The 22,900-nt window shown below is 70.0% G+C and carries 23 protein-coding genes; 17 read left to right on the top strand and 6 right to left on the bottom strand.

The features are described from left to right. From ACFQ36_RS09750 to ACFQ36_RS09730, 5 genes are all read left to right on the top strand, one after another. On the top strand, positions 1-598 hold a 598-nt coding region (locus ACFQ36_RS09750), incomplete at its 5' end, for an FAD-dependent oxidoreductase (RefSeq protein ID WP_377013074.1). 30 nt (positions 599-628) lie between these two features. Then, positions 629-2,068 carry a glutamine synthetase family protein gene (locus ACFQ36_RS09745; protein ID WP_377013072.1) on the top strand — a complete coding sequence of 480 codons (1,440 nt, stop codon included), beginning with the start codon at positions 629-631 and terminating at the stop codon, positions 2,066-2,068. Then, positions 2,065-2,793 (top strand): ABC transporter substrate-binding protein, encoded by a 729-nt coding sequence (locus tag ACFQ36_RS09740; protein WP_377013070.1) that lies wholly within the window; start codon positions 2,065-2,067, stop codon positions 2,791-2,793. The genes ACFQ36_RS09745 and ACFQ36_RS09740 overlap by 4 nt, the downstream gene beginning before the upstream one ends. After that, the gene (locus ACFQ36_RS09735) at positions 2,790-3,539 is read left to right on the top strand and encodes a gamma-glutamyl-gamma-aminobutyrate hydrolase family protein (RefSeq protein WP_377013068.1); all 750 of its coding nucleotides are present in this window, start codon (positions 2,790-2,792) and stop codon (positions 3,537-3,539) included. Before ACFQ36_RS09740 ends, ACFQ36_RS09735 begins: the two co-directional genes overlap by 4 nt. Then, positions 3,536-4,354, top strand: coding sequence for a gamma-glutamyl-gamma-aminobutyrate hydrolase family protein (locus tag ACFQ36_RS09730; protein ID WP_377013066.1), 819 nt, complete (start codon positions 3,536-3,538; stop codon positions 4,352-4,354). Before ACFQ36_RS09735 ends, ACFQ36_RS09730 begins: the two co-directional genes overlap by 4 nt. Here the strand turns inward: ACFQ36_RS09730 and ACFQ36_RS09725 are convergent. The 3 genes from ACFQ36_RS09725 to ACFQ36_RS09715 form a co-directional block, all read right to left on the bottom strand. Next, positions 4,351-5,070: a cache domain-containing protein gene (locus ACFQ36_RS09725; protein WP_377013064.1), complete on the bottom strand. Its 720-nt coding sequence runs from the start codon at positions 5,068-5,070 to the stop codon at positions 4,351-4,353. The two genes, ACFQ36_RS09730 and ACFQ36_RS09725, sit on opposite strands and share 4 nt — an antisense overlap. After that, the gene (locus tag ACFQ36_RS09720) at positions 5,067-5,828 is read right to left on the bottom strand and encodes a FadR/GntR family transcriptional regulator (protein ID WP_377013061.1); all 762 of its coding nucleotides are present in this window, start codon (positions 5,826-5,828) and stop codon (positions 5,067-5,069) included. Before ACFQ36_RS09720 ends, ACFQ36_RS09725 begins: the two co-directional genes overlap by 4 nt. A 109-nt stretch (positions 5,829-5,937) precedes the next feature. Then, positions 5,938-7,881 carry an acyl-CoA dehydrogenase family protein gene (locus tag ACFQ36_RS09715; RefSeq protein ID WP_377013058.1) on the bottom strand — a complete coding sequence of 648 codons (1,944 nt, stop codon included), beginning with the start codon at positions 7,879-7,881 and terminating at the stop codon, positions 5,938-5,940. 178 nt (positions 7,882-8,059) lie between these two features. On the opposite strand from ACFQ36_RS09715, the gene ACFQ36_RS09710 reads away from it, so the two are divergent. Further along, positions 8,060-9,106 carry an LLM class flavin-dependent oxidoreductase gene (locus ACFQ36_RS09710; protein WP_377013055.1) on the top strand — a complete coding sequence of 349 codons (1,047 nt, stop codon included), beginning with the start codon at positions 8,060-8,062 and terminating at the stop codon, positions 9,104-9,106. On the opposite strand, the gene ACFQ36_RS09705 is transcribed toward ACFQ36_RS09710, so the two are convergent. After that, on the bottom strand, positions 9,103-9,861 hold the full coding sequence (locus ACFQ36_RS09705; protein WP_377013053.1) for an alpha/beta fold hydrolase: 759 nt from the start codon (positions 9,859-9,861) through the stop codon (positions 9,103-9,105). The genes ACFQ36_RS09710 and ACFQ36_RS09705 overlap by 4 nt on opposite strands. Before the next feature lie 81 nt (positions 9,862-9,942). Here ACFQ36_RS09705 and ACFQ36_RS09700 point away from each other — a divergent pair, with 81 nt between their 5' ends. The 4 genes from ACFQ36_RS09700 (at position 9,943) to ACFQ36_RS09685 (ending at position 13,916) form a co-directional block, all read left to right on the top strand. Next, complete coding sequence (locus ACFQ36_RS09700) at positions 9,943-10,281, top strand: YnfA family protein (RefSeq protein ID WP_377013050.1); 339 nt, start codon at positions 9,943-9,945, stop codon at positions 10,279-10,281. A gap of 86 nt (positions 10,282-10,367) precedes the next feature. Continuing rightward, complete coding sequence (locus ACFQ36_RS09695) at positions 10,368-11,141, top strand: SGNH/GDSL hydrolase family protein (RefSeq protein WP_377013047.1); 774 nt, start codon at positions 10,368-10,370, stop codon at positions 11,139-11,141. An 85-nt stretch (positions 11,142-11,226) separates the two neighbouring features. Continuing rightward, positions 11,227-11,976, top strand: a complete 750-nt coding sequence (locus ACFQ36_RS09690) for a VIT family protein (RefSeq protein ID WP_377013044.1) — start codon at positions 11,227-11,229, stop codon at positions 11,974-11,976. Positions 11,977-12,326: 350 nt separating this feature from the next. Beyond that, positions 12,327-13,916, top strand: a complete 1,590-nt coding sequence (locus ACFQ36_RS09685) for an MFS transporter (RefSeq protein ID WP_377013042.1) — start codon at positions 12,327-12,329, stop codon at positions 13,914-13,916. Positions 13,917-13,976: 60 nt separating this feature from the next. Here ACFQ36_RS09685 and ACFQ36_RS09680 read toward each other — a convergent pair whose 3' ends face one another. Then, positions 13,977-14,609 (bottom strand): NADPH-dependent F420 reductase, encoded by a 633-nt coding sequence (locus ACFQ36_RS09680; protein ID WP_377013040.1) that lies wholly within the window; start codon positions 14,607-14,609, stop codon positions 13,977-13,979. A 111-nt stretch (positions 14,610-14,720) separates the two neighbouring features. On the opposite strand from ACFQ36_RS09680, the gene ACFQ36_RS09675 reads away from it, so the two are divergent. The 7 genes from ACFQ36_RS09675 (at position 14,721) to ACFQ36_RS09645 (ending at position 21,150) form a co-directional block, all read left to right on the top strand. Beyond that, the gene (locus ACFQ36_RS09675; RefSeq protein WP_377013037.1) at positions 14,721-15,212 is read left to right on the top strand and encodes a MarR family winged helix-turn-helix transcriptional regulator; all 492 of its coding nucleotides are present in this window, start codon (positions 14,721-14,723) and stop codon (positions 15,210-15,212) included. Between the two features lie 316 nt (positions 15,213-15,528). Continuing rightward, entirely contained in the window at positions 15,529-15,765 is a 237-nt protein-coding gene (gene rpmB / locus ACFQ36_RS09670; RefSeq protein ID WP_377013034.1) for a 50S ribosomal protein L28, read from the top strand. Next, positions 15,765-15,932, top strand: coding sequence for a 50S ribosomal protein L33 (rpmG, locus tag ACFQ36_RS09665; RefSeq protein WP_377013031.1), 168 nt, complete (start codon positions 15,765-15,767; stop codon positions 15,930-15,932). The genes rpmB and rpmG overlap by 1 nt, the downstream gene beginning before the upstream one ends. A 4-nt stretch (positions 15,933-15,936) precedes the next feature. Then, positions 15,937-16,242: a 30S ribosomal protein S14 gene (gene rpsN / locus ACFQ36_RS09660; protein WP_377013028.1), complete on the top strand. Its 306-nt coding sequence runs from the start codon at positions 15,937-15,939 to the stop codon at positions 16,240-16,242. A 254-nt stretch (positions 16,243-16,496) separates the two neighbouring features. Beyond that, positions 16,497-16,781 carry an HU family DNA-binding protein gene (locus ACFQ36_RS09655; RefSeq protein ID WP_377013025.1) on the top strand — a complete coding sequence of 95 codons (285 nt, stop codon included), beginning with the start codon at positions 16,497-16,499 and terminating at the stop codon, positions 16,779-16,781. 116 nt (positions 16,782-16,897) lie between these two features. Beyond that, positions 16,898-19,114 (top strand): cytochrome c oxidase assembly protein, encoded by a 2,217-nt coding sequence (locus tag ACFQ36_RS09650; protein ID WP_377013022.1) that lies wholly within the window; start codon positions 16,898-16,900, stop codon positions 19,112-19,114. Next, on the top strand, positions 19,111-21,150 hold the full coding sequence (locus tag ACFQ36_RS09645; protein WP_377013019.1) for an NHL domain-containing thioredoxin family protein: 2,040 nt from the start codon (positions 19,111-19,113) through the stop codon (positions 21,148-21,150). The genes ACFQ36_RS09650 and ACFQ36_RS09645 overlap by 4 nt, the downstream gene beginning before the upstream one ends. A 399-nt stretch (positions 21,151-21,549) precedes the next feature. On the opposite strand, the gene ACFQ36_RS09640 is transcribed toward ACFQ36_RS09645, so the two are convergent. Continuing rightward, positions 21,550-22,530 carry a hypothetical protein gene (locus tag ACFQ36_RS09640; protein WP_377013016.1) on the bottom strand — a complete coding sequence of 327 codons (981 nt, stop codon included), beginning with the start codon at positions 22,528-22,530 and terminating at the stop codon, positions 21,550-21,552. Positions 22,531-22,900 lie beyond the last annotated feature (370 nt).

Raw genomic sequence — 22,900 nt, 5'->3', positions numbered from 1 at the left:
CGACGGCGCGGCAGGTCCGCGGTGCGCCGGCGTCCGGCTCGCGGACGGCACCGAGGTGCCCGCCGACGTCGTTATCGAGGCCGTCGGCTCGCACCCGAACACCGAATGGCTGGCCGGCAACGGGCTGGACCTGGCCGACGGCGTGCTCTGCGACAGCTCGCTGCGCGTGGTGGGTGCCAAACACGTGGTGGCGGTGGGGGACATTGCCCGTTATCCGGACCGGCGCACCGGCACCGGGGCCCGCCGCGTGGAGCACTGGGCCACCCCGGCGGACACCGCCAAGATTGCCGCGCCGGCCCTGGTCGCCCGGCTCAACGGCACCGAGGTGCCCGAACCTGCCGCGCCGCTGCCCTCCTTCTGGACCGACATCTTCAGGATCCGGATCCAGGGCGTGGGCACCCCCGCCGCGGCGGACCGCATCGAGGTCCTCGAAGGGGACCCCGCCCGCCCCGAGGACGGCGCGGCGCTGGGCTACCACCGCGCCGGCCGGCTGGTCGGCGCGGTGACCTCCGCCCTGCCCGCGGACAAGCAGCTGCACTACCGCAAGCTCGTCGCCGAGGCCGGCCTGGCCGCAGATTCCCAGCTGGCCGCCGTTTAGGGCGGCCATCGACCAGAAAGAAGACTCACCATGACCCTCACCCCCGTCCGGCCGGACCTGGCCGCCAACGACCTGCCCACCCCCCCTGGCGGCCTGGATGACCGGGACGCCTTCGCCCGGCACCAGGAACGCAACCTGCGCCCCGAGACGGTGCGCGGCCTGGGCCGGAAGATCGAGGAAGCCGGCGTCGAGTACATCTACTACGCGCTGCCGACCATCGGCTCGCGCATGGTGGCCAAGATGGTCCCGGCCAACCACTTCCGCCGCAACCTGGAAAAGGGCATCTGCTTCCACCGCACGGCGCTGTCGGACCTGCAGAACGACCGCTACGGCAACCTGATCGGCGGCGGCATCGAGGCCCGCGAGTTCTGGGCGCTGCCGGAGCCGGACACCTTCGTGGTGCTGCCCTGGGACACCTCGGTGGCGCGCATCTTCTGCACCGCCTACGAGCCCCCGCACCTGCCCGAGGTCGGCGGCCGCCCGCTGGCCGTCGACACCCGCGCCCTGCTGGCCCGCACGCACGAGGCCTTCACCGCCCGCACCGGCTTCGAGGTCCGCTCCGGCACGGAGCCGGAGATGACCTGGGAGGGCCCGGGCCTGGAGGTCGTCAAGAAGCCCGGCAGCAGCCCGGCCTACCAGGTGGAGAACCTGGAGCGGATGCGCCCGATCTACAAGCAGCTGGTCACCTACGCCAGGGCCATGGGCCTGGACATGATCGAGGGCGACTACGAGGACGACGGCCAGATCGAGCTGAACTGGATGTACGACCGCGTGGAGCACACCGCGGACCGGCTGGTCACCTACCGGCAGATCTGCAAGCAGGTGGCGCGTGAGTTCGGCGTGACCGCCAGCTTCATGCCCAAGCCCTACAACGGCCAGATGGGCAACGGCTGCCACCACAACCTGAGCCTGTGGCAGGCCGGCACCAACGTCACCGAGGACGCCGGCCGGATCGAGCTGCACGTCTCGCAGACCGCCCGGCACGCCATCGGCGGCCTGCTGGCCCATGCCGCCGGCTCGATGGCGGTGATGGCCTCCACGGTCAATTCCTACAAGCGCTTCTGGGACGCCGGCCAGTTCGCCCCGAGCCTGGCCAACTGGGGCCTGGACAGCCGCGGCTGCCTGGTCCGCATCTCCGCCAACGGCCGGATGGAGTACCGCGTCCCGGACGCCGCCGTGAACCCGTACCTGTCCCATACATTGATCATCGCCGCGATGGAGGACGGCCTGGACCGCCGGCTCGATCCGGGCCTGCCCGACGACGGCGCCGGAGCTCCCGCGGCCGGCGGCCAGCTGCCGCTGACCCTGGGCGATGCGGTCGAGGCCTTCGTTTCGGACACCTACCTCGCCTCCCGCCTGCCCGCGGACCTGGTCTCCATCTACACCCGGCTGAAGCAGGAGGAATGGGCCCGCTACTGCGGCGCCATCACCGAGTGGGAGCGCGACATGTACTGGGAGACCATCCCGTGAGCCGCGACGCGACGCTTTCCCCCGGGATCCTGCGCCTGGCCTGCATCGACTCCGAGGCCCCGCCGCTGTTCAACCTGGCCGACGGTGGCGGCTGCCGCCGCGGATACGAGCCGGCCGCGGCCGCGCTGGTCGCCTCCGTCATGGGCCTGCGGGTCGAGTGGGAGTTCATGGCCTGGGACGACATGCTCCCGGCGGTGGCCGGTCACCGGGTGGACGCCGTCTGGTGCGGCCAGGGCATCATTCCCGAACGCCAGGCGGTGGTGAATTTCAGCGAGCCGTACGCCGTTTTCGACGAGACGGTGCTGGTGCGCAAGGGCGACCCGGCCCGTTCCCCCGAGGACCTGGCCGGGTACCGGGTCGCGGCGATCGAGGGCAGCGCCAACATGAGGCTGGCGGTGACCTTTCCCGGCGCCGACCCCGTGGCCTTCACCGGCGAAGACGTCTTCGGCGACATGCTGGCCGCCCTGCGCCGCGGTGAGGTGGATGCGATGGTGGATGACGACGTCGTCACCGTCCCCTTGGGCGGGGACCCGGCGTACGACGTCGCCTTCACCGTCCGCACCGGCAACCGCTGGGGGATCGGGGTCGCCAAGGACAACCCGTTCCTGCTGGCCGACCTCAACGCGGCGCTGGCCGCGGTAGTCTCGGACGGGCGTCTCGAGAAGGCCTGGACCCGGTGGATGCCGCACCTGCCCTTTCCGCTCGCCGATCAGGTGCCGGCATGAGCCGACCCCTGATCGGAGTTCCGGGCATGTGGTCCAGTTCCATCCACGGTCTGCGGTTCGACGGCGTGGCGGTCGCCGCCCAGGTGCTGCGCAGCATCGACCGGGCCGGAGGCGAGCCGGTCATCATGTTCCCCGGCAGCGCCGGGGCCGCCGGCAACACCGCCGCGCTGCTGGCCCGGTTCGACGGTGTGGTGCTCCCCGGCGGGGCGGACGTGGACCCGGCGCTGTACGGGGCGGAGCCGGACGAGCACTACTGGCCCGCCGATTACGACGGCCAGGACGCCTTCGAAACGGGAGTCCTCGCCGGCTGCCTGGAGGCGGGCATCCCGCTGCTGGCCATCTGCCGCGGGCTGCAGCTGCTGAACGTCTCCCGCGGCGGCACCCTGATCCAGCACCTGGAGCCCGGGCCGGTCCGGCACAAGGACGCGGTCCACCCGGTGGCAGTGGCCAAGGGCTCGCTGCTGGCGGAAACCCTCGGCACTGCCGAAGCCTGTGTCTCCTCCTACCACCACCAGGCGGTCGGTGTCCTCGGTGCGGGCCTGCAGGTCGCCGCCACCGCCGCCGACGGCGTGGTGGAGGCCGTGGAGGTCCCGGGTGCGCCGCTGCTGGCGGTGCAGTGGCATCCGGAGGACACCGCTGCCACGAATCCCACCGACCATGCCCTGTTCGCCTGGGTCGTGGAGGCCGCGTGCCGGCGCCGGGACGGGGAACGGGCTGCCGGCACCGAATTGGCGGACGCGCGGTGAGCGGGGCGGTGCTGCGGGTCGATCCCGCCGGCGTCGTCCCGGCCGGCTTCGTGGAACTGCCGGCGGACGCGCCGCGGATCGCCGTCGTCGTCTCGCTGACCTTTCCCGGCATGACCGCTCGGACCCTGGAGCTGATGGAGCGGTTCACCCGCACCGCTTTCGAGTCCCTGCTGGCCGCCGGGGCCCGGGCCGAACTGGTGGACAGTGCCGCCGAGGAACTGCGGCCGGCGGCGGAGCTGGCCGGCTGTGACGGCGTGCTCTTTCTCGGCGGCGGCGATGTGGACGGCGCGCTGTACGGACACGGCGGGCCGGTGCCGAATTCCTACGGCGTGGACCGGCGTGCGGACGAGTACTGCCTGGAGCTGATCCGCGGCGTGCTGGAGCGGGACCAGCCGCTGCTGGCCATCTGCCGCGGCTCGCAGCTGCTCAACGTCGCCTGCGGCGGCACCCTGATCCCGGACTTGGACCCGTGGGAACTGCACCGCGGCGGCCCGGGGGCGCCGATGTTCCTGGACGAGGAGGTGACGCTGGTGCCGGGCTCGCGGATCGCGGCCATCCTGGGCCGGGAGCGGAGCACCGTCCGTTCCGGACACCACCAGGCGGTCGGCGCGGTGGCCCCGGCGCTGGCCGTGGCTGCCGTGGCGGACGACGGCGTGGTGGAGGGCACCGAACACCGGGAGAAGTCCTGGGTCCTCGGGGTGCAGTGGCATCCGGAGGACTCGGACGGCAGCGCCGCGGACCGGGCCCTGATCTTTGGGGCGTTTGCGGCCCGCTGCGCGCAGCGGCCGGTCCCGGCCGGAACCAGGGAGTCCTAGCCCGCCCGGCTGCTGCAGAGCAGGCTCAGGTTCAGGTAGGGCACGTCCAGCGGCACGCGGGAATAGCCCTCGGGCTCGGTCTTGATCCGTTCGCCGACCAGGAACCTGCCGGAATTGCCCAGGACCACGCGGTTCTCGTTGCCGTTGAGGATCGCGGCATCGCCGGGTACGGAGCGGATCATCGGGATGAACACGTTCTCCAGGTCGCGGATGCGCAGGTCGCAGCCGGTCACGCCGATGAAGTTCCCGCGGACGTAGCTGGGCACCGTGCATGTGACGATGTATTCGTTGAAGCCGAGGTAGTCCACGTAGGGGCCGGCGATCGTCTGGCGCCCGGTCCGGGCGGCGATGGAAAACCAAGGCAGCTGTTGGTAATCGTAGAAGCTGTTGCCCTCCGGGGCCAGATCGAAATCCAGCTGCTCGATCTCGTTCCGGTCGTTCCTGAACCACCATTCCAGCACGCCCTCGGCGTCCTTGATGGAGGAGACCGAGAAGATGACGCCGGCGCCGACCACGCTGGCATGGGAATCCAGGAAACGGGCCGCTTTCTCCCGCAACCCGGACAGGTCGCGCTTGGAGATCTTGGTGCGTTCCCCGAGGGCGGACTCCAGCAGCAGGCCCACCTCCCCGGACATGGTTCCCAGGTCCCGGTACAGGTCGTTGAGCCAGCCGGCAATCGAGTCGACTGCCTTCGCGGTCGCATCCTGCGGGCTCACGTGGTCTCCTGGGTCCGGTCGGAATAGCTCAGGGTCAGCTTGGTGTCGATCAGGTGGTAGATGTTCCGGCGGATGTGCTCCAGCGCCAGCCGCTGGGCCGTGTCCGGCTCGTCGCGCCGGATCGCCCGGGCCAGCTGCAGGTGTTCCGCGGCCGCCGTTTCCCGGTCGAACCCGCCGGCCAGCGGGGTCCACAGGATCTGGCTGATCTCGCCCTGGAGCCGGATTTCCGCGGCCATGAGCCGCGGCGACTGGGCCGCGACGGCCAGTTCGATGTGGAAACGGCTGTCCGCCCGGGCCTGGGCCTCCGGGGTCTCGGCGCGGGACTGCGCCCTGGCCAGCTGCTCCAGCCGGTCCAGGTCCTGCGCGTCCGCACGGTCGCAGGCCAGGCGCACGGTGGCGGCAGTGATGGCGGCGTGTTCGTCGCCCAGGTCCCGCAGTTCGGCGATGGAGGTTTCCGCCAGGTACCGCTGCATCAGGTCCCGGGCCGCCGGCGGGGCCTTGACAACGAAGGTTCCGCCGCTGCGGCCCCGGCGGGTCTCGACGATGCCCTGTTGGCGCAGGGACGCAAGTGCGTCCCGCAGTGTGGCACTGGCCACACCGAACATCTCGGCCAGCTCGGATTCGGCCGGCAGGCGTTCGCCCTCGCGCAGCATGCCCAGGGAAATGGCCGTGGAAATCCGCTGCGCGATGGTATCCGCCCGCTCCAGTGCCGGGAGGGTCCGGTAGATTTGCGACTGCAGGGCAGGCAGCGAGGCCACGGGCACCTCCTATCCGGCGGGCAATCGGCGACTTGGCTGATCCCAATATATCGATTGCCGGCCCTCCGCAGGCCGCCGCCGGCCGGGCAGCGGCGGCCTGCCAGGGAACCTACCGGTAGCTGCGGCGCTGGTTCCTGTACGGCGACGGACCGGTGGCTGGCTCGGCGATCCAGGGGCCGGTACCTTCCGAGGCGTCGATGATCCCGGACTCCAGCCAGGTGAAGTCGCCGTCGAGCACCTTCCCGGCCAGCCGCTGGTCGGCGGCATCCGTATTGTGCCAGAGGTCGTCGAACAGCTGCCGGACCCGCTCGCGCGACTGCCGGCAGAAGGCGTCCGCGAGTTCCCGGGCGCTGGCGCCCCGTGCCGGATCCTGCTTCCGGATCAGTTCGGCCCGGCTGCAGCAGGCGGCCATCGCGAACAGCTCCGCGCCGATGTCCACGATGCGCCCGAGGAAGACCTGCCGGTGTTCGAGCCCGGCCTGCCAGCGGGCCATGCCGGCGAAGGTGCTGCGGGCCAGCTTGCGCGAGGAGCGCTCGACGAACCGCAGGTGCCCCGCGAGCGGCCCGAACTCCGCGTAGGAGCGGGGGTTCAGGCCCTGCCCGGCGAACAGCTTCGGCAGCCAGCCGGCGTAGAAGCCGCTGGCGCCGACGGCTGCGCGGGCCTTGGCGGCCAGGTCCGCGTCGGGCGAGGCGAGGTCCCCGGCCGCGGCCAGGTGCGTGTCCACCGCCTCCCGGGCGATCAGCAGGTGCATGATCTCCGTGGAGCCTTCGAAGATCCGGTTGATGCGCATGTCCCGCAGCTGCTGTTCGGCCGGCACGGCCCGTTCGCCGCGGGCGGCTAGGGAGTCCGCCGTCTCGAAGCCGCGGCCGCCGCGGATCTGGACCAGTTCGTCCGCGACCTTGAAACCCATCTCGCTGGCCCAGAGCTTGGCCAGGGCCGCCTCGATCCGGACATCCTTGAGCCCGGCTTCGGCCAGCGCGGCGGACAGTTCGAAGACGGCCTCCAAGGCGAAGGTGGTGGCGGCAATGAAGGCGACCTTCTTGCCCACGGCCTCGTGCCGTCCGATCGGCCGGCCCCACTGGATGCGGGCGGCGGACCATTCGCGGGCAATCTTCAGGGACCACTTGCCGCTGCCGGCGCAGATGGCGGGAATCGCCAGGCGCCCGGTGTTCAAAGTGGTCAGGGCGATCTTGAGCCCCTGGCCCTCCCTGCCCAGCCGGTTGGCGGCCGGCACCCGGACGTGGTCGAACCGGGTGACGCCGTTTTCGAGCCCGTGCAGGCCCATGAACGCGTTGCGGTGCTCCACGGTGATGCCGGGGGAGTCCGACTCCACCACGAAGGCGGTGATGCCACCGGGGGAATCCCCGTGCGGCGGCACCTTGGCCATGACCACCACGAGTTCGGCGACCACTCCGTTGGTGGTCCACAACTTGCTGCCGTTGAGCACGTAGGATTCGCCGTCCTCGGCCGGTTCCGCGGTGGACGAGAGCCTGGCCGGATCCGAGCCCACGCCGGGTTCGGTGAGCAGGAAAGCGGTTACCGCCCCGGCCGCGCAGCGGGGCAGGAACTCGCGCTTCTGCTCTTCGGTGCCGAAGACCTTGACCGGTTCCGGGACGCCGACCGACTGGTGCGCCGAGAACATGGCCCCCAGGCTGGGGTGGACCGAACTGAGCAGCATCAGCGCCCGGCCGTAGTAGGTCAGCGACAGGCCCAGGCCGCCGTATTCGACGGGGGTCTTCATGCCGAAGGTGCCCAGGTCCGCCAGGCCCTGGAGGTACTCGTCCGGGATCCGCGCCTCGCGCTCGATGAGCCGTCCGTCCAGGGTCCGTGCGTAGGCTTCGAGCCGGGCCAGGAAGGCGTCCCCGGCGGACCGTTCCTCCGGAGTGGGCACCGGGTGCGGGTGGATCAGGTCCGGATCGAAGTGCCCCAGGTACAGGCCCTTGGCGAAACTCGGCCGCGTCCATTCGGTTTCCCGGGCGGCTTCGGTGACCGCGCGCGCGGCGCGTTCGCCGACTTCTTCGGGCGTGGGTGTCCGGTCCGTGCCAGTGCTCATGGTTGTCCCCTTCGACCAGGGCCGCCGCGGGCCGGAGACCCTTTAGCTGTGCCATTACCGTACTACCGGGCACCCGCAATTGTTACTCTCCGGTACGGAATTTTCCGGCACCGCGGAATAAACGGGCATTACCTGAAGCTTCAACTATTTGACCCATCGCTACCATCGGGAGAGAACTGTGGATTTCGGCATCTTCACCTTCGGCGAGCTCAGCCGCGATATCGACACGGGGCGGGCGCTTTCGCCCCATCAGCGGCTGAAGGAGCTCATTGAGCTGGCGAAGCTGGCCGACCAGGCCGGGATCTCGTTCCTCGGGCTGGGCGAGCACCACCGGCACGACTTCGCCATCTCGGCGCCGGAAGTGGTGCTGGCTGCGATCGCCCGCGAGACCAAGCAGCTGCGGCTGGCCACCGCCGTGACGGTGCTCTCCACCCAGGATCCGGTCCGGCTCTTCGAGCAGTTCGCCACGCTTGACCTCATCTCGGACGGCCGGGCCGAAATCATCGCCGGCCGCGGTGCCTTCACCGAGTCCTACCCGCTGTTCGGCTACGACCTGGCCGACTATGACGCCCTGTTCGAGGAGAAGCTGCAGCTGCTGCTGGCCGCCCGCGACCAGGAAACCCTGACCTGGCGCGGCGGCATCACCCACAGCATCGAGGGCATGGACATCGCCCCGCGCCCGCTGCAGCAACGGCTTCCGGTCTGGGTCGGTGTCGGCGGCACCCCTGCCTCGTTCGAGCGGGCCGGGCGCCTGGGCCTGCCGCTGTACATTGCCCTGCTGTCCGGGCCGCAGCATTTCGCCCGGCTGGTGGAGTACTACCGCGAAAGCGCCGCGGCCCACGGCCACGACCCGGCGCGGCTGCCGGTCGGCACCGGCGGGCATTTCTTCGCCGCCCCGACCTCGCAGCAGGCCCGGGACACCTTCTACCCCTATTACCGCGCCTATTTCGAGCAGAACATGCCCCGGGCCATGGGCCATTTTCCGCGCGAAACCTTCGAGGCCTGGGCCGGACCCGGCGGGGGACTGCTGGCCGGCAGCCCGCAGGAAGTGATCGAGAAGATCATGCTGCAGTACCAGGTCTTCGGCCATGACCGCTACATGGCCCAAGTGGGTCTGGGCGGGCTGCCCTTTGCCGAGACGGCCAAGTCGATCGAGCTGTTGGCCACCGAAATCATGCCGGTGGTGCGGAAGGAGATCCACGCAGCACGCAGGCCCGGCAGCTAATCCGCCGTGTGTGCCAGGAGGGCCGCGGCGCAGGCCGCCGGCTGCTCCCAGTGCACCATGTGGCCGGCGCCGGGGATCTGCACGTGCCGCCACCGCGGGTGCCTCGAGACGAACTCGGCGATGACGTCCGGGGTGCGGGTGGCGTCCCGGCTGCCGGTAAGAATGAGCGTGGGCGCGGCGATGAGGTCCGGCACCTCCGCGGCCGCCCCGGTGATGCCGGCCAGCATGCTTTGGCGGAGGACGGCGGCCGGGAGCCTGAAGGGGTCCAGGAACGTTTCGCGGTCCGCCCCTGAGGGCTCCGGGCCGCCGCGGAACCAGGCCGCAACCATCTCCTCCGCCGCCTCCGGGCCCGCCGGTCCCGGCCCGCCGAACAGCCGCCGGAGCCTGGTTTCCGTTGCCGCAGACGGCGGCAGCGGCACCATGCCGACCAGCGTCACCGACACCGCCAGTTCCGGGTGCCGCGCCGCGACGGTGGCCGCAATGCTGCCGCCGAGCGAGTGGCCGATCCAGTGCGCCGGGCCGGTGGCGGCCAGTTCTTCGGCCAGCCGGGCGGCCACGTTCTCCACCGTCCAGCCGGGACCATTCCCGTCCCGGGCCGGGTCCCCGGCGGCAGGTTCCCGCGCACTGTCCGGCCCGTACCCGGGCAGGTCCACCGCCAGCGCCGTGCGGCGGGCCTGTTCGATTTCACGGACCAGAGGTTTCCAGTAGGCGCTTGAGCACGCCCAGCCGTGCAGCAGGATCAGGGGAGCGGGCATGCTCCGATTATGCCGGTTTATGCCGGTCTGGAAGCAGATCCCGGCGGACTGCCGGCAGCTTCCGTGCGGGAGACTGGTGCCATGACCATTGCCAAGTCCGTGCTTCTCTTTGCCCTCGCTGCCCTGGCCGAAATCGGCGGCGCCTGGCTGATCTGGCAGGCGGTCCGGGAGGGCCGGGCCTGGTGGTTTGCTGGGCTGGGGATCATGGCCCTGGGCGCGTACGGCTTCATCGCCGCCCTGCAGCCGGATGCCCACTTCGGCCGGGTGCTGGCCTCCTACGGCGGGGTCTTCATCGCCGGCTCGCTGGCCTGGGGCATCATCGTGGACGGCTTCCGGCCGGACCGCTGGGACCTGGCCGGCGCTGCCATCGCGCTGGCCGGGGTGGCCGTGCTCATGTATGCCCCGCGCAGCGGCTCCTGACCCTCCAGGATCCCGGCGCCGAAAAGGCCATGATCGGGCCAGCGGATCGGAGCGGGAGCGGTGCGGCGGTTTGTTAATCTGTTCGCGTGAGTTTCACTGAACGTTTCGTGGCCCTGGGGGATTCCTTTACCGAAGGTGTCGGCGACGACGACCCGTCGCTGCCCAACGGCGTGCGCGGCTGGGCGGACCGGGTGGCCGAGCAGCTGATGCTGGCCGATACCAGCTGGGGCTATGCCAACCTGGCAGTCCGCGGCAAAAAGCTCGGCCAGGTCCTGGACGAGCAGCTGGACCCGGCCCTGGCCCTGCAGCCGACCCTGGTCACGCTGTATGCCGGCGGCAACGACATCCTGCGCCCGAAGGTGGACATCGACGCGCTGATGGCCGGCTACGACGACGGCGTGGCCCGGCTGGCCGCCTCCGGCGCCACGGTGCTGCTGTTCACCGGTTTCGACACGGCCAAGTCCGCGGTCTTTGGCCGGACCCGCGGCCGCACCGCCATCTACAACGAATGGGTGCGCGAGGTCGCCGACAAGCACGGTGCGCTGCTGCTGGACTACTGGCGGCTGCGTGAATTCCAGGACTGGCGCTACTGGGCCGAGGACCGCCTGCACATGTCCAGTGCAGGCCACACGCTGATGGCCAAGCGCGTCCTGGAGGTGCTCCAGGCCCAGGACGTCATCGCCCTGCCGGAGCTGCCGGCCCTGGAAACCCTGTCCCGGCGGGCGGCCTTCGCCGCCGATGCCAAGTGGGTCCGGCAGCATCTGGTGCCATGGGTCGGCCGGCGGCTGCGCGGGGTGTCCTCCGGCGACTCGTTCACCCCGAAATACCCGCAGCTGACCGGGCTCAACCCCGCCCGCTAGCGCGTGCCGGCGGCGTCCGGCCCGGGGTGCTGAGGATTGGCTTTCCTCGCTGGTCAGTCCTCGGCTTTAGTGCTTGGCTGGTGCTATGAGCGGCCAGCGAGAACTGCAGTCGGCAGGCGACCCCCGCCACCACGCGGACGAGCCGCATGCCATCGAGGGCCTGGCCGCGCGGCTGAACTGGCTGCGGGCGGGGGTGCTTGGTGCCAATGACGGGATTGTCTCGGTGGCGGCCATGGTGGTCGGTGTGGCCGGCGCCACCACGGATTTCGGAACCCTGCTGGCGGCCGGCCTGGCCGCGGTGATCGGCGGTTCCATCTCGATGGCCCTGGGCGAGTACGTGTCCGTCTCCAGCTCCAAGGACAGCCAGCGGGCCCTGATTGCCAAGGAAACCCGCGAGCTGCGGGAGCAGCCCGAGGAAGAGCTCGCCGAGCTGGCCGCCCTGTACCAGGCCAAGGGCCTGAGCCGGGAAACGGCGGTCCAGGTGGCCAGGGAGCTCACCGCCCACGACGCGCTGGCGGCCCATCTTGACGCCGAGCTCAATATCCGCGAGGAGGATGTGGCCAGCCCGTGGCATGCCGCCTTCGCCTCGGCGATCGCTTTTGTGGCCGGTGCCGTCCTGCCAATGCTGGCCATCCTGCTGCCGCCTGACCACCTGCGCGTGCCCATCACCTTCACCGCGACGCTGCTGGCCCTGGCCGGCACCGGCGCCCTGGGAGCCTACCTGGGCGGTGCCAGGATGGTCCGGGCCACCATGCGGGTGGTGTTCGGCGGGGCGCTGGCCCTCGTGGTCACGTTCCTGATCGGCTCCTGGCTCGGGGTATCCGGGGTGCTCTGACCCCGTCCGGGGACCCGTTTCGAGCCCGCCGGCGGCCGGCTGTGACCGAGTTCATAAAAATAATTCGGCGTCCTTCTTGCTTTCCGCCTGTCCGCTTGCTGTGGCGCCGGGCCGGATTCCGTGCCATGCCGGGGAGGCGGGAGGCCGCGCGGGCTTCCGCCGGTGCCGTTCCGGCCGGGCGCCGCCCGGGCCCCGCCGCCCCGGGATCAGGGGCGAAGAAGCCGGCGGATACGCTTCCGCGCCCGGGGTGAAAAGGTCCACCTCTGTACACTGGATGGCCTGTCCGGAAGCCGAACATGCTCCGGCGTGTGCAAGTCACGTGCAAATGACCTCGATGAGAGAAGGCCCAAATGCCGAAAGACATCCATCCGTCCCCGGCCGCAGCGGCACCGGATCCAGGTGCCGCAGCAGCCCCCGGGGATCCCGGCACGGGCCACCGGTCCGGCCGCCGGCCGGCGCTGAAAATGCGCAAGCGGAAGCTGCGCGTCGATGACGTGACCGTCGTCGAAAAACCGATGCTGCGCAAGGCCGTCGGCGGCACCGTGGTCGGCAACGGCATGGAGTGGTTCGACTTCGGCATCTACGGCTACCTGGCCGTCACCATGGGCCAGCTGTTCTTCGCCGGCGGGGAAGAGGGCTCGGGGCTGCTGGGCAGCCTGGCCGTTTTCGCCGCCAGCTTCGTGGTCCGCCCGCTCGGCGGGCTGGTCTTCGGCCGGCTGGGGGACCGGATCGGCCGGCAGAAGACGCTGGCGATGACCATGCTCATGATGGCGGCCTCCACCTTCGCCATCGGCCTGCTGCCCACCTACGCGGCCATCGGCGGCTGGGCCACGGTGCTGCTGGTGCTCTGCCGGCTGGTCCAGGGCTTCTCCACCGGCGGCGAGTACGCCGGCGCCACCACCTTCGTGAGCGAGTACGCACCGGACAAGCGCCGCGGCTTCCTGGCCAGCATCCTGGACACCGGCAGCTATCTGGGCTTCGCCCTGGGCGCCGTCGTCGTGGCCGTGCTGCAGATCACCCTGGGCAGCGAGGCGATGCTCGCCTGGGGCTGGCGTATTCCGTTCCTGCTGGCCGGCCCGCTGGGCCTGATCGGGCTCTACTTCCGGATGCGCATCGAGGAATCCCCGGCCTTCCAGGCCGCGCAGGACGCCCAGGAGGACAAGACCAGGGCGGCCGCGGACGGCCCCAGGACCTACCGGCAGATTATCGCCGGCTACTGGCGCCCGATCGTCCTGGCCATGCTGCTGGTGGCCGCGGGCAACACCGTCGGCTACGCACTGACTTCGTACATGCCCACCTACCTGCAGGAAACCATGGGCTATGACGCCTTCCAGGGCACGCTGCTGACCATTCCGGTGCTGGTGCTGCTGTCGGCCGCCATCCCGCTGACCGGCCGGCTCTCGGACCGCATCGGCCGCCGGCCGGTGCTGCTGGTCGGCTCGGTGATCACCATCGTGCTGGGCATCCCGGCGTTCCTGCTGATCGGCCTGGGCCAGACGTGGGCCACCCTGCTGGGCCTGGCCATCCTGGGCGCTGCCACCGCATTCTATGTGGGCAACCTGGCCTCGGCCCTGCCCGCGCTGTTTCCGACCTCCAGCCGCTACGGATCGATGGGCATTGCCTACAACTTCGCCGTGGCGATCTTCGGCGGCACCACCCCGCTGATCACCCAGTCGCTGATCCAGGCCACCGGCATCGAACTGATGCCGGCGTTCTACCTGGTCGTGATGTCGCTGTTCGGCCTGTTCGCCATCTGGCGGATTCCGGAGAGTGCGCAGCGGCCGCTGCCGGGCTGCATGCCGTCGGTGGACACCGCTGCGGAGGCCAGGGAACTGGTCGCCGGCCAGGACAGCAACCCGCTGCTCGACGTCGACAGCATGCCGCTGCCGCTGGTCCCCGTGCCGGCCAAGGCGCGGCGGCTGGAGCCGGCCGTCGGCTAGCAGGCAGGACCCTGGGCGGGCCCGCACCCGGGAGGGTGCGCCCGCCCAGCTGCGGCAGGCCTACTGCAGCAGCTTAAGCGCGGTGTCCCAGTTGAAGCTGGTGGCGGGGTTGGCCGACAGGCCCATGACCAGCAGCTGGATTCCCTCGAGTTCGCGGGCGTGGCGCAGCGCGCCGACGTCGAGCGGCCGCAGCCCGGCCGCGGACACGAATTCCGCCACCCGGGCCTTGGCCTCGGCCGAGTCCCCGGCGATGAAGACATCCAGCGGCTGGCCGGTCACCTGCCCGGCCACCAGGGTGCCCGCGAACGTGGTGTTGAAGGCCTTGACTACATCGCCCCGGGCTATCTTGGCGATCTCCTGGGCGGCAGAGGAGTCCGCCGGGACCACCAGCGAATCGAAGGTCTCGGTGTTGACCGGGTTGGAAATGTCCACGACGGTCTTGCCTGCCAGTGCGTCACCGTAGCCGGCGACCACCTCCTTGGCGGCATCGAGCCATAGGGCCAGCACGACGATGTCCCCGGCGGGGGTTTCCGCCGTCGTGCCGGAGGTGGTGCCGCCGCCGAGCTCCGCGGCGAGCGCGGCTGCCTTGTCCGCGTCCCTGCCGAGGATCTGCAGCGACTTGCCGGCCGCGACCGCCCGGGTGCCGATGCCGCGGGCCATGTTGCCGTAGCCGATGATGGTGATGTCAGCCATGGGACACTCCTGAAACTGGTCGGACAAATTCCGGCCGGATCGGCCGGGCTGCCAGACAGGAATCTAGCCCCGGAAAGTTGAAGGGTCAAGTGATTGTGGCAGAATAGATCCATGACTAGTGCGCGTTGGCTCGATCCGGAGGAGCGGCAAGCCTGGCTGGCCCTGCTGGCCGTCACCACCCTGCTGCCCGGGAACCTGGACGGGGCCCTGCAGCGCGAGGGCAGGTTGACGCTCTTCGACTACAATGTGCTGGCGATGCTGTCCGAGGCCGAGGGCAGGTCGCTGCCGATGAGCGAACTGGCCTCGCGCACCTATGCCTCGCTGTCCAGGCTCTCCCACGTGGTGAAGAAGCTGGAGCAGCGCGGCTGGGTTACCCGCAGCCAGTGCGCCGAGGATGCCCGCGTGACCATGGCCGCTCTTACCGGCGAGGGCTTCGCGGCCATCGAGCAGATGGCGCCGGGCCATGTTGAATCGGTGCGGCAGGCCATCTTCGACGGGCTGGACCGCCGGGACGTGGCGGATCTGGAGCGGATCGGCAAGAGGATCGTGCAACGGCTGGAGCCCTCCAGCTGGGTGCTGCGCGAGCCCCGCATCAACAGCTGACCCGGCCCGGGGTGCTCCGGTCCGGTTTGAACGAAGCGGCGCCGGGTACTAGGATGGAGGGGCGTTGAGTCACGCGACCGAGGTCTTGCCTGCCCTGCAGGATGAGGCCAAGGTTGTATGGCGACCCGGACCTTCACCGTCTTCCACGCGTCGAGGCACTTCGGCTGGATCTCACCCCGCCAGGTTAACCTCCGGAAAGTCGCAGTAATAACGGTGTCAAAACTGGTGGCGGGCGCTGATACGCAGATATCAGAGGCAGCAACAGCGCTGTATCTGCAGTGGCCCGTCAATATTTACTACTACTGGAGGAGAGATCATGGCAGCATACTGCCAGGTGACCGGAGCCAAGCCGGGCTTCGGGCACAGCATTTCGCACTCGCACCGCCGCACCAAGCGCCGGTTCGACCCGAACATTCAGAAGAAGCGCTACTGGGTTCCGTCCCTGCGCCGCAACGTGACGCTGCAGGTTTCCGCCCGCGGCATCAAGACCATCGACGTGCGCGGCATTGAGGCCGTCGTCGCCGAACTGCTCGCGAAGGGTGTGAAGCTCTAGTGGCCAAGGAAAAGGACGTCCGTCCCATCATCAAGCTCAAGTCCACTGCGGGCACCGGCTTCACCTACGTGACGCGGAAGAACCGTCGTAACGATCCGGACCGCCTGGTCCTGAAGAAGTACGACCCGAAGATCCGCAAGCACGTCGAATTCCGAGAGGAGCGCTAAACACATGGCTAAGAAGTCCAAGATTGCTCGCAATGAGCAGCGCAAGCTTGTGGTGGCGCGCTACGCGGAAAAGCGCCTGGAGCTGAAGAAGACCCTGGTTGACGAGAACGCCAGCGACGAGGCCCGCGAAGCCGCCCGCCTGGGCCTGCAGAAGCTGCCCCGCAACGCTTCCCCGGTCCGCCTGCGCAACCGCGACCAGATCGACGGCCGTCCGCGCGGCACCTTCCAGAAGTTCGGCATCTCCCGGGTGCGCTTCCGCACCATGGCGCATGCCGGCGAACTGCCTGGCATCAAGAAGTCCAGCTGGTAGGACCGGCAGGGTTTTCCGCCCACACGCAAAAGGGGGTGGCGGTCTTCGGACCGCCGCCCCCTTTTGCGTACCCGGTACCTGCCGGCCCGCCCGGCAGTGCAAAACAGGCCGGAATCGGCCGAAATCCCCGAAAAGTCGCAGAAATACGCGGGTTTTGCCGGTTTCCGGAGGTTCAAGCTGGTAAGTTTTCGCTCGGAAGCTTTTCACGTTCGTGGAAGGCTCGGACCGATCCCAGCAGTCCAGGAGGACATAAATTGGCTATTAATCGCAGTGAACTCGTTGCCGCGGTCGCGGAGAAGACCGGCAGCAGCCAGACGGCAGTGAACGGTGTCCTGGACGCGGTCTTCGACGTCTTTGCCAACTCCATTGCACAGGGTGAGAAGGTCACCATCCCGGGCTGGATCGCCGTCGAACGCACCGACCGCGCCGCCCGCACCGGCCGCAACCCGCAGACCGGCGAGACCATCCAGATTGCTGCCGGCCACAGCGTGAAGCTGACCGCCGGTTCCAAGCTGAAGGCTGCCGCCACCAAGAAGTAGCCTGACCGGACTTCCGCCCAGGACCGCCCGATTCCCCGGGCGGTCCTGGGTGCTTAACGGCGCTTAACCGTGTTCCCGGCCACCCGATTCGCCCCCGGCCCCGTACAGGCTGGACAATGGATACCGTGGCAGTACCCAAGAACACCCAGACGCCCCCGCGCCCCGGCGGTGCCGGCACGCCAGGCTGGGCCTCCCTCGGGGACGGCGGAATCGGCAGGCTGTGGCTGCTGGGGGGCGCCGCCATCGTTGTCCTGGCCCTGGTGGCGGCACTGGCGTTTTCCGGTGCCGCCGCCGCACGTGCACTGTCCGATCCCGGCGCGCTGACGCGCTGGGCGCTGCCGCTGGCCAAGGCCGCGCACAACCTCTCCGCCGCGGCGGTCATCGGTGCCCTGGTTTTCGCCGTCGGCATCCTGCCGCCGCGGCTGCGCCCGCCGCGCCGCGGTACGGCAGGCAGGGACGGCGACGGCGCGGAGCATCCGGCATTCACCCGCACCATGACGCTGGCCGCCGGTGCGGCGATCGCCTGGACGCTCTCGGCCGTGGCGGTGCTGGTCCTGTCCTTTTCCGACATCGCCGGCCAGCCGCTCAGCGCCGGTCCGTCCTTTACCTCGGCGCTGGTGGGCTTCACGACGGACATTTCCACCGGCCGGGCCTGGCTGTGCGTCACCATCAGCGCCGCCCTCGTCGCCACCCTGGTCTTCGGCCTGCGCTCGGTCGGCGAGCTGGCCGGCACGCTGGCGCTGGCCGTCGCCGGCGGACTGGTGCCGCTGGCGCTGGTCGGACACTCCGCCGGCGGGGCCGACCACTATGGGGCGGTCAATTCCATCGGGCTGCACCTGCTCGGCGTGTGCCTGTGGGTGGGCGGCATCATCGTGCTGGCGGTGATCTCCGGGACGCTGGAAGCCAGGGACATCACCGCCGTGGTGCTCAAACGGTTCTCCGCGCTGGCCGTGTTCAGCTTCTTCCTGGTCTTCCTCTCCGGGCTGGTCAATGCCTCCATCCGGGTCACGTCCCTGGCCCAGCTGGCCACGCCGTACGGGTCGCTGCTGGTCTTCAAGGCCCTGGCCACGCTGCTGCTGGGCATGATCGGCTTCATGCACCGCCGGTGGATCATTCCGCAGCTGGGCAGCAGGTCGGCGGCCCGGGTGCTGTGGCAGCTGGTCGCCGTCGAACTGCTCATCATGGGAGCGGTCTCGGGCGTCGCCGTCGCGCTGTCCCGCACCGCCCCGCCGACGCCGGAGGAACTGCCGCTGGATGCTTCCCCGGCCCGCATCCTCACCGGCTACGACCTGCCGCCGGAGCTGGCCGGCGCCCGCTGGATCACCGAGTGGCGCTGGGACTGGCTCTGGGTGGCCTTCGCGCTCACCGCCGGCACGGCATACCTGCTCTGGGCGATCAAGGTGCGCCGGCGCGGGGATTCCTGGCCGGTGCTGCGGACGGTGAGCTGGCTGGCGGGCCTGGCGGCGCTGACCTACGTCACCTCCGGCGCGCCGGCCGTCTACGGCATGGTGCTGTTCAGCGCCCACATGCTGGACCACATGGCGCTGACCATGGTGGTGCCGCTGTTCCTGGTCCTGGGTGCCCCGGTCACGCTGGCGCTGAAGGCGCTGGCCCCGCGCACCGACGGCAGCCGCGGCCCGCGCGAATGGATCCTGTGGCTGGTGCACTCGAAATACTCCGCCTTCATCACGCATCCGCTGGTGGCGGCCGCGAACTTCGCCGGTTCCATCATCATCTTCTACTACACGCCGATCTTCGGCTTTGCCCTGCGCGAGCACGTGGGCCACGAGCTGATGAACGTGCATTTCCTGCTCACCGGCTATCTGTTCATCCTGTCGATGATCGGCCAGGACCCGGTGCCGCGGCGCGCCCCGTACCCGCTGCGCCTGGTCCTGCTGTTCGCCACCATGGCCTTCCACGCCTTCTTCGGCGTGGCGATGACCAGCTCCACGGCGCTGATCCAGGCCTCCTGGTTCGGCAACATGGGCCGGGACTGGGGGCCCGACGCGCTGGCGGACCAGCAGATCGGCGGCGCCGTGATGTGGGGCATCGGAGAAATCCCCACGGTGTGCGTGGCGATCGGGGTGGCCTACATGTGGTCCCGTTCGGATGCACGTGAAACAAAGCGTAAAGACCGCGCGGCGGACCGGAATAACGACGCCGAACTGTCCGCTTACAACGATATGTTTGCCAGGCTGGCCCGGCAGGACGCACAGCTGGTCCCGCCGGGCAGGCCGCGCGCCGACAGGCCGGCAGCACCGGCGCAGGACGCCGGTCCGGCAGGCACAGAGACAACCGACGAAACCAGCAGTATCCAAGGAGAAACCAGATGACCGAGGCCGCCGAATCCTCCCTTCGCAGCAACTATCGGGTGCGTGCGTCCGAACTGGTGGGCCGCAACTGGCTCAACACGGGCGGCAAACAGCTGGGCTTGGAGGACCTGCGCGGCAAGATCGTGTTGCTCGATTTTTGGACCTTCTGCTGCATCAACTGCCTGCACGTGCTGGACGAGCTGCGCCCGCTGGAGGAGAAGTACCGGGACGTGCTGGTCACCGTGGGCGTGCATTCGCCCAAGTTCGAGCACGAGGCGGACCCGGAGGCCCTGGCCGCCGCCGTCGAGCGCTACGAGATCCACCACCCGGTGCTGGACGATCCGGAGCTTCAGACCTGGCAGGCGTACTCGGCCAGGGCCTGGCCGACGCTGGTGGTGGTGGACCCCGAGGGCTACATTGTGGCGCACCTGTCCGGGGAAGGCCACGCCGGGGGCCTGGAGTCCCTGATCGAGGAACTGGTGGCCGAGCACGAGGCCAGGGGCACGCTGCACCGCGGCGACGGCCCCTACGTGCCCGCCGAATCCAGCGCCGGGGACCTGCGCTTCCCGGGCAAGGTCATCGCGCTGCCGGACGGCGTCGGCTCGGCGGGGCAGACCTTCCTGGTCGGGGACACCGGCCATCACCGGCTGGTGGAACTGGCCCCGGACCTGGCCACCGTGCTCAACGTCTACGGCTCCGGCACCAAGGGCTGGCTGGACGGCGCCGCCGAACAGGCCCGCTTCAACGAGCCGCAGGGCCTGGCCCTGCTGCCCGCGGACGTGCGCGCGGCGGCCGGCTATGACGTCGTTGTTGCCGACTCCGTGAACCACCGCCTGCGCGGGCTGAACCTGGCTACCGGCGCGGTCGGTACCGTGGCAGGCAACGGCGTGCAGCGGCTGCTCGACGCCGGAAACCAGCGGGCCGCCGCCGCCGACGCCCAGGCCGGACCGGGATCCGAGGCGGATGAGGCCGGCGCCGACGAGGACCTGGGCGAGGAACTGGCGGAGGCGATTTCGACGTCGTCCCGCCTGGGTGCCGACCCGCTCGCCGTCTCGCTCAGCTCGCCGTGGGACGTGCTGTGGTCCGCCAGGCTCGGCAAGCTGGTGGTGGCCATGGCCGGCGTGCACCAGATTTTCGTCTTCGACCCGGTGGCCGGCACCGTCGGGATCCTCGCCGGCACCGGGCTGGAGGGCCTGCAGGACGGCGAGGCAACCGCCGCCTGGTTCGCCCAGTCCTCCGGGCTGGCCGAGGACGCCGGCGGCAGCATCTGGGTGGCGGACTCGGAAACCTCCGCCCTGCGGGTGATCTCCTTCGTGGAGGTCCACGGCGAGGAGCGCGTGCAGGTGCACACCGCCATCGGCACCGGACTGTTTGACTTCGGCTTCCGTGACGGGGAGGCCGCCCAGGCGCGCCTGCAGCACCCGTTGGGCGTCACGGTCCTGCCGGACGGCTCCGTGGCCGTGGCGGACACCTACAACGGGGCGGTGCGCCGCTACGACCCGGCCACCCGGACCGTCTCCACGCTGGCCCGCGGCCTGGCCGAACCCTCCGATGTGCTGGTGGATGCCTCGGCTGCCGCCGAGGGCGGGGAGCCGCTGCTGCTGGTGGTGGAGGCCAACAGGCACCAGCTGGTGCGCATCCCGATCCCCAAGGACGCCCTGACCGTGGACGAGGGGGCCGCCCAGACACAGCGGCCCAAGACCGAGGTCCCGGCCGGTCCGCTGGCCCTGACGGTGCGCTTTGCCGCGCCCAAGGGCCAGAAGCTGGACGACCGCTGGGGCGATCCGACGCAGCTGAAGATCTCCGCCTCGCCGGAGAACCTGCTGGTCTCCGGGGCCGGCACCTCCACCGGCCTGGTCCGCGAGCTGGTGCTGGCCGAAGACGTGCCCGAGGGCGTCCTGCACATCACCGCCCGGGCCGCGGCGTGCGACGGCGAACCCGGCGGGGAGATCCCGGACCATGCTGCCTGCCACCTGTACCAGCAGGACTGGGGCATCCCGGTGGTGCTGGGCCAGGGCAGTGCCGAACTGACCCTGGACCTGCGCGGCGTGGACTAGACCCGCCTTGGCGGCGGCGCGGCCGGTTTTATCCGGCCGCGCCGCCGGGTCCGGGCCACGGCCGTTCCGCGGAATCGGTCCACGCAGATAGCCAGGAACCTGCGTGTGTCCGGGGGTGTCCACCACCGCACGGCCGCTCCCGGCGGGCTTTCCCAGGGGCGGCTGCCCATGGACTGGGCCAGGCACCGGAACCTGGAGTCTGCGATAAAGGGGCCGGTGGGTGCTGGACCGGCAGGTGCTGCATGGCAGGGTGCCATGCCCGGGCAGCCGCAATGCCGGCCCCGCGCGGAATTCAGCCGGCCGAGGGGCAGAACCAGCCCGGACACGCCGTGCACCCGGCCGAAAGCCGGACGGACGGAGGGGCACTGCTGCCGGAAGCTGCTGGAAAGCGGCGGCAGGTCAGTAGCTGACCACCGGGGTCAGGGAGACATTGTCGCCGTCGACGTTCAGCCGGCCGGCAAAGTCGAACTGCTGCTCCAGCTCGCGCGGGACGGCCGCCCCGGTGAACAGGTCGATCTCGACCACCTTCAGTTTGGCGGTGCCGGTGAGCGGCTTGACCACCCAGCTGCCCCGGTAGGGTTCGATGGACACCGTCGGATACTTGACGATGTCCCAGTCGATCGTATCGTTCTGGACGCGGTCCAGGGGGAGGCTGAACGGGCATCCGGCCGGCTGCAGCACCTTCTGCTCCGCGCACTTGTCCAGGAACCCCTTGATCTGGCCGGTCGCCTCGTCCACCAGCTTCGGCGTGGGCCGGGTGGCCAGGGAGATCTGCGCTTCCGTCTCGGGATCCTCCACGACGGCTTCCACGGCCGGAGCGGCGAAGTTGCCGCTGGTGTAGTGCGCTTCGAAAACACCCGGGTAGAACGCGGCGAACTTGCCTTTGCCGCCCGGCAACGCCACCCGCATGCCGTTGAGGGAGGCCTCGGTCTCGTTGACCACCTGGACCTCGAGCGTGGGCAACGTCGAGGGCACAAAGGACCAGCGGCTGAAGAAGAGCCAGTTGGTGCCCACCTTCTCCATCTTGAACGTGGTGGTGTGCTCGGTGCCGTTGATCCTGTAGCTGACCGGCACGTCCACGTGGGTGGCGTCCGTCTTGACGGACTCGCCCAGCCGGATGTCTTCCACCCCGGCCACCGACTGTTTCAGCGCCGCACCGTCCAGCATGGCCGCGTTTGCCTCCGGCAGGCTGGCCCGCAGCAGCCCCAGGGCCTTGGAACCTTCGCCGTTCTGCAGGGCCTGGAAATAGTCCCGGACCTGTTGCTGGGGGCCGTAGACCTTGGCGTTGACCACCACAACGGTCAGGGCGCCGGCCGCAATGGTGAGCATCAGGCACAGCAGCCAGATAGCCACGGTCCTGAGCACGGTCGAATTTCCCACCCTAATACGGTACCTGCTCGCCGCGGGGTTGCCTGACCGCGTCCGGCAGGTTACAGCCCGGGCCTGCCTCTGGAGTGGGGCAGCCGGGTCCCTGCGTGGCGCGTCAGCGACACGGGAGGGCCTGCCCCTGGAGTGGGGCAGCCGGGTCCCTGCGTGGCGCGTCAGCGACACGGGAGGGCCTGCCCCAATCCCTTACCGACGGCGCCTGCGGGTGCCGAACAGGCCGCGGACCAGCTCCCGGCCAAAGACCGTGGCAGCCTGCACGGCGATGTCCCTGATGACCTCGGCGGTTTCGTTGTGCCCGGCGGGAGCCTGCGGCCGGCGGGCCCCACCCCGGGAAGCGGGCGGCGGGCCCGGACGCTCCGGGTGC

The organism is Arthrobacter sp. GCM10027362 (genome assembly GCF_042679445.1).
GTDB lineage: Bacteria > Actinomycetota > Actinomycetes > Actinomycetales > Micrococcaceae > Crystallibacter.
The sequence above is the reverse complement of the archived record's forward strand: the minus strand, read 5'-3'. Positions and strand labels throughout refer to the sequence as shown.

What these genes read in the sequence shown, in the direction of transcription:
- ACFQ36_RS09745 (WP_377013072.1), top strand. Translation starts at nt 629, where the DNA reads ATGACCCTCACCCCCGTCCGGCCGGACCTGGCCGCCAACGACCTGCCC.
- ACFQ36_RS09735 (WP_377013068.1), top strand. Translation starts at nt 2,790, where the DNA reads ATGAGCCGACCCCTGATCGGAGTTCCGGGCATGTGGTCCAGTTCCATC.
- ACFQ36_RS09715 (WP_377013058.1), bottom strand. Translation starts at nt 7,881, where the DNA reads ATGAGCACTGGCACGGACCGGACACCCACGCCCGAAGAAGTCGGCGAA.
- ACFQ36_RS09705 (WP_377013053.1), bottom strand. Translation starts at nt 9,861, where the DNA reads ATGCCCGCTCCCCTGATCCTGCTGCACGGCTGGGCGTGCTCAAGCGCC.
- ACFQ36_RS09700 (WP_377013050.1), top strand. Translation starts at nt 9,943, where the DNA reads ATGACCATTGCCAAGTCCGTGCTTCTCTTTGCCCTCGCTGCCCTGGCC.
- ACFQ36_RS09690 (WP_377013044.1), top strand. Translation starts at nt 11,227, where the DNA reads ATGAGCGGCCAGCGAGAACTGCAGTCGGCAGGCGACCCCCGCCACCAC.
- ACFQ36_RS09685 (WP_377013042.1), top strand. Translation starts at nt 12,327, where the DNA reads ATGCCGAAAGACATCCATCCGTCCCCGGCCGCAGCGGCACCGGATCCA.
- ACFQ36_RS09680 (WP_377013040.1), bottom strand. Translation starts at nt 14,609, where the DNA reads ATGGCTGACATCACCATCATCGGCTACGGCAACATGGCCCGCGGCATC.
- ACFQ36_RS09675 (WP_377013037.1), top strand. Translation starts at nt 14,721, where the DNA reads ATGACTAGTGCGCGTTGGCTCGATCCGGAGGAGCGGCAAGCCTGGCTG.
- rpmB (WP_377013034.1), top strand. Translation starts at nt 15,529, where the DNA reads ATGGCAGCATACTGCCAGGTGACCGGAGCCAAGCCGGGCTTCGGGCAC.
- rpsN (WP_377013028.1), top strand. Translation starts at nt 15,937, where the DNA reads ATGGCTAAGAAGTCCAAGATTGCTCGCAATGAGCAGCGCAAGCTTGTG.
- ACFQ36_RS09650 (WP_377013022.1), top strand. Translation starts at nt 16,898, where the DNA reads ATGGATACCGTGGCAGTACCCAAGAACACCCAGACGCCCCCGCGCCCC.
- ACFQ36_RS09645 (WP_377013019.1), top strand. Translation starts at nt 19,111, where the DNA reads ATGACCGAGGCCGCCGAATCCTCCCTTCGCAGCAACTATCGGGTGCGT.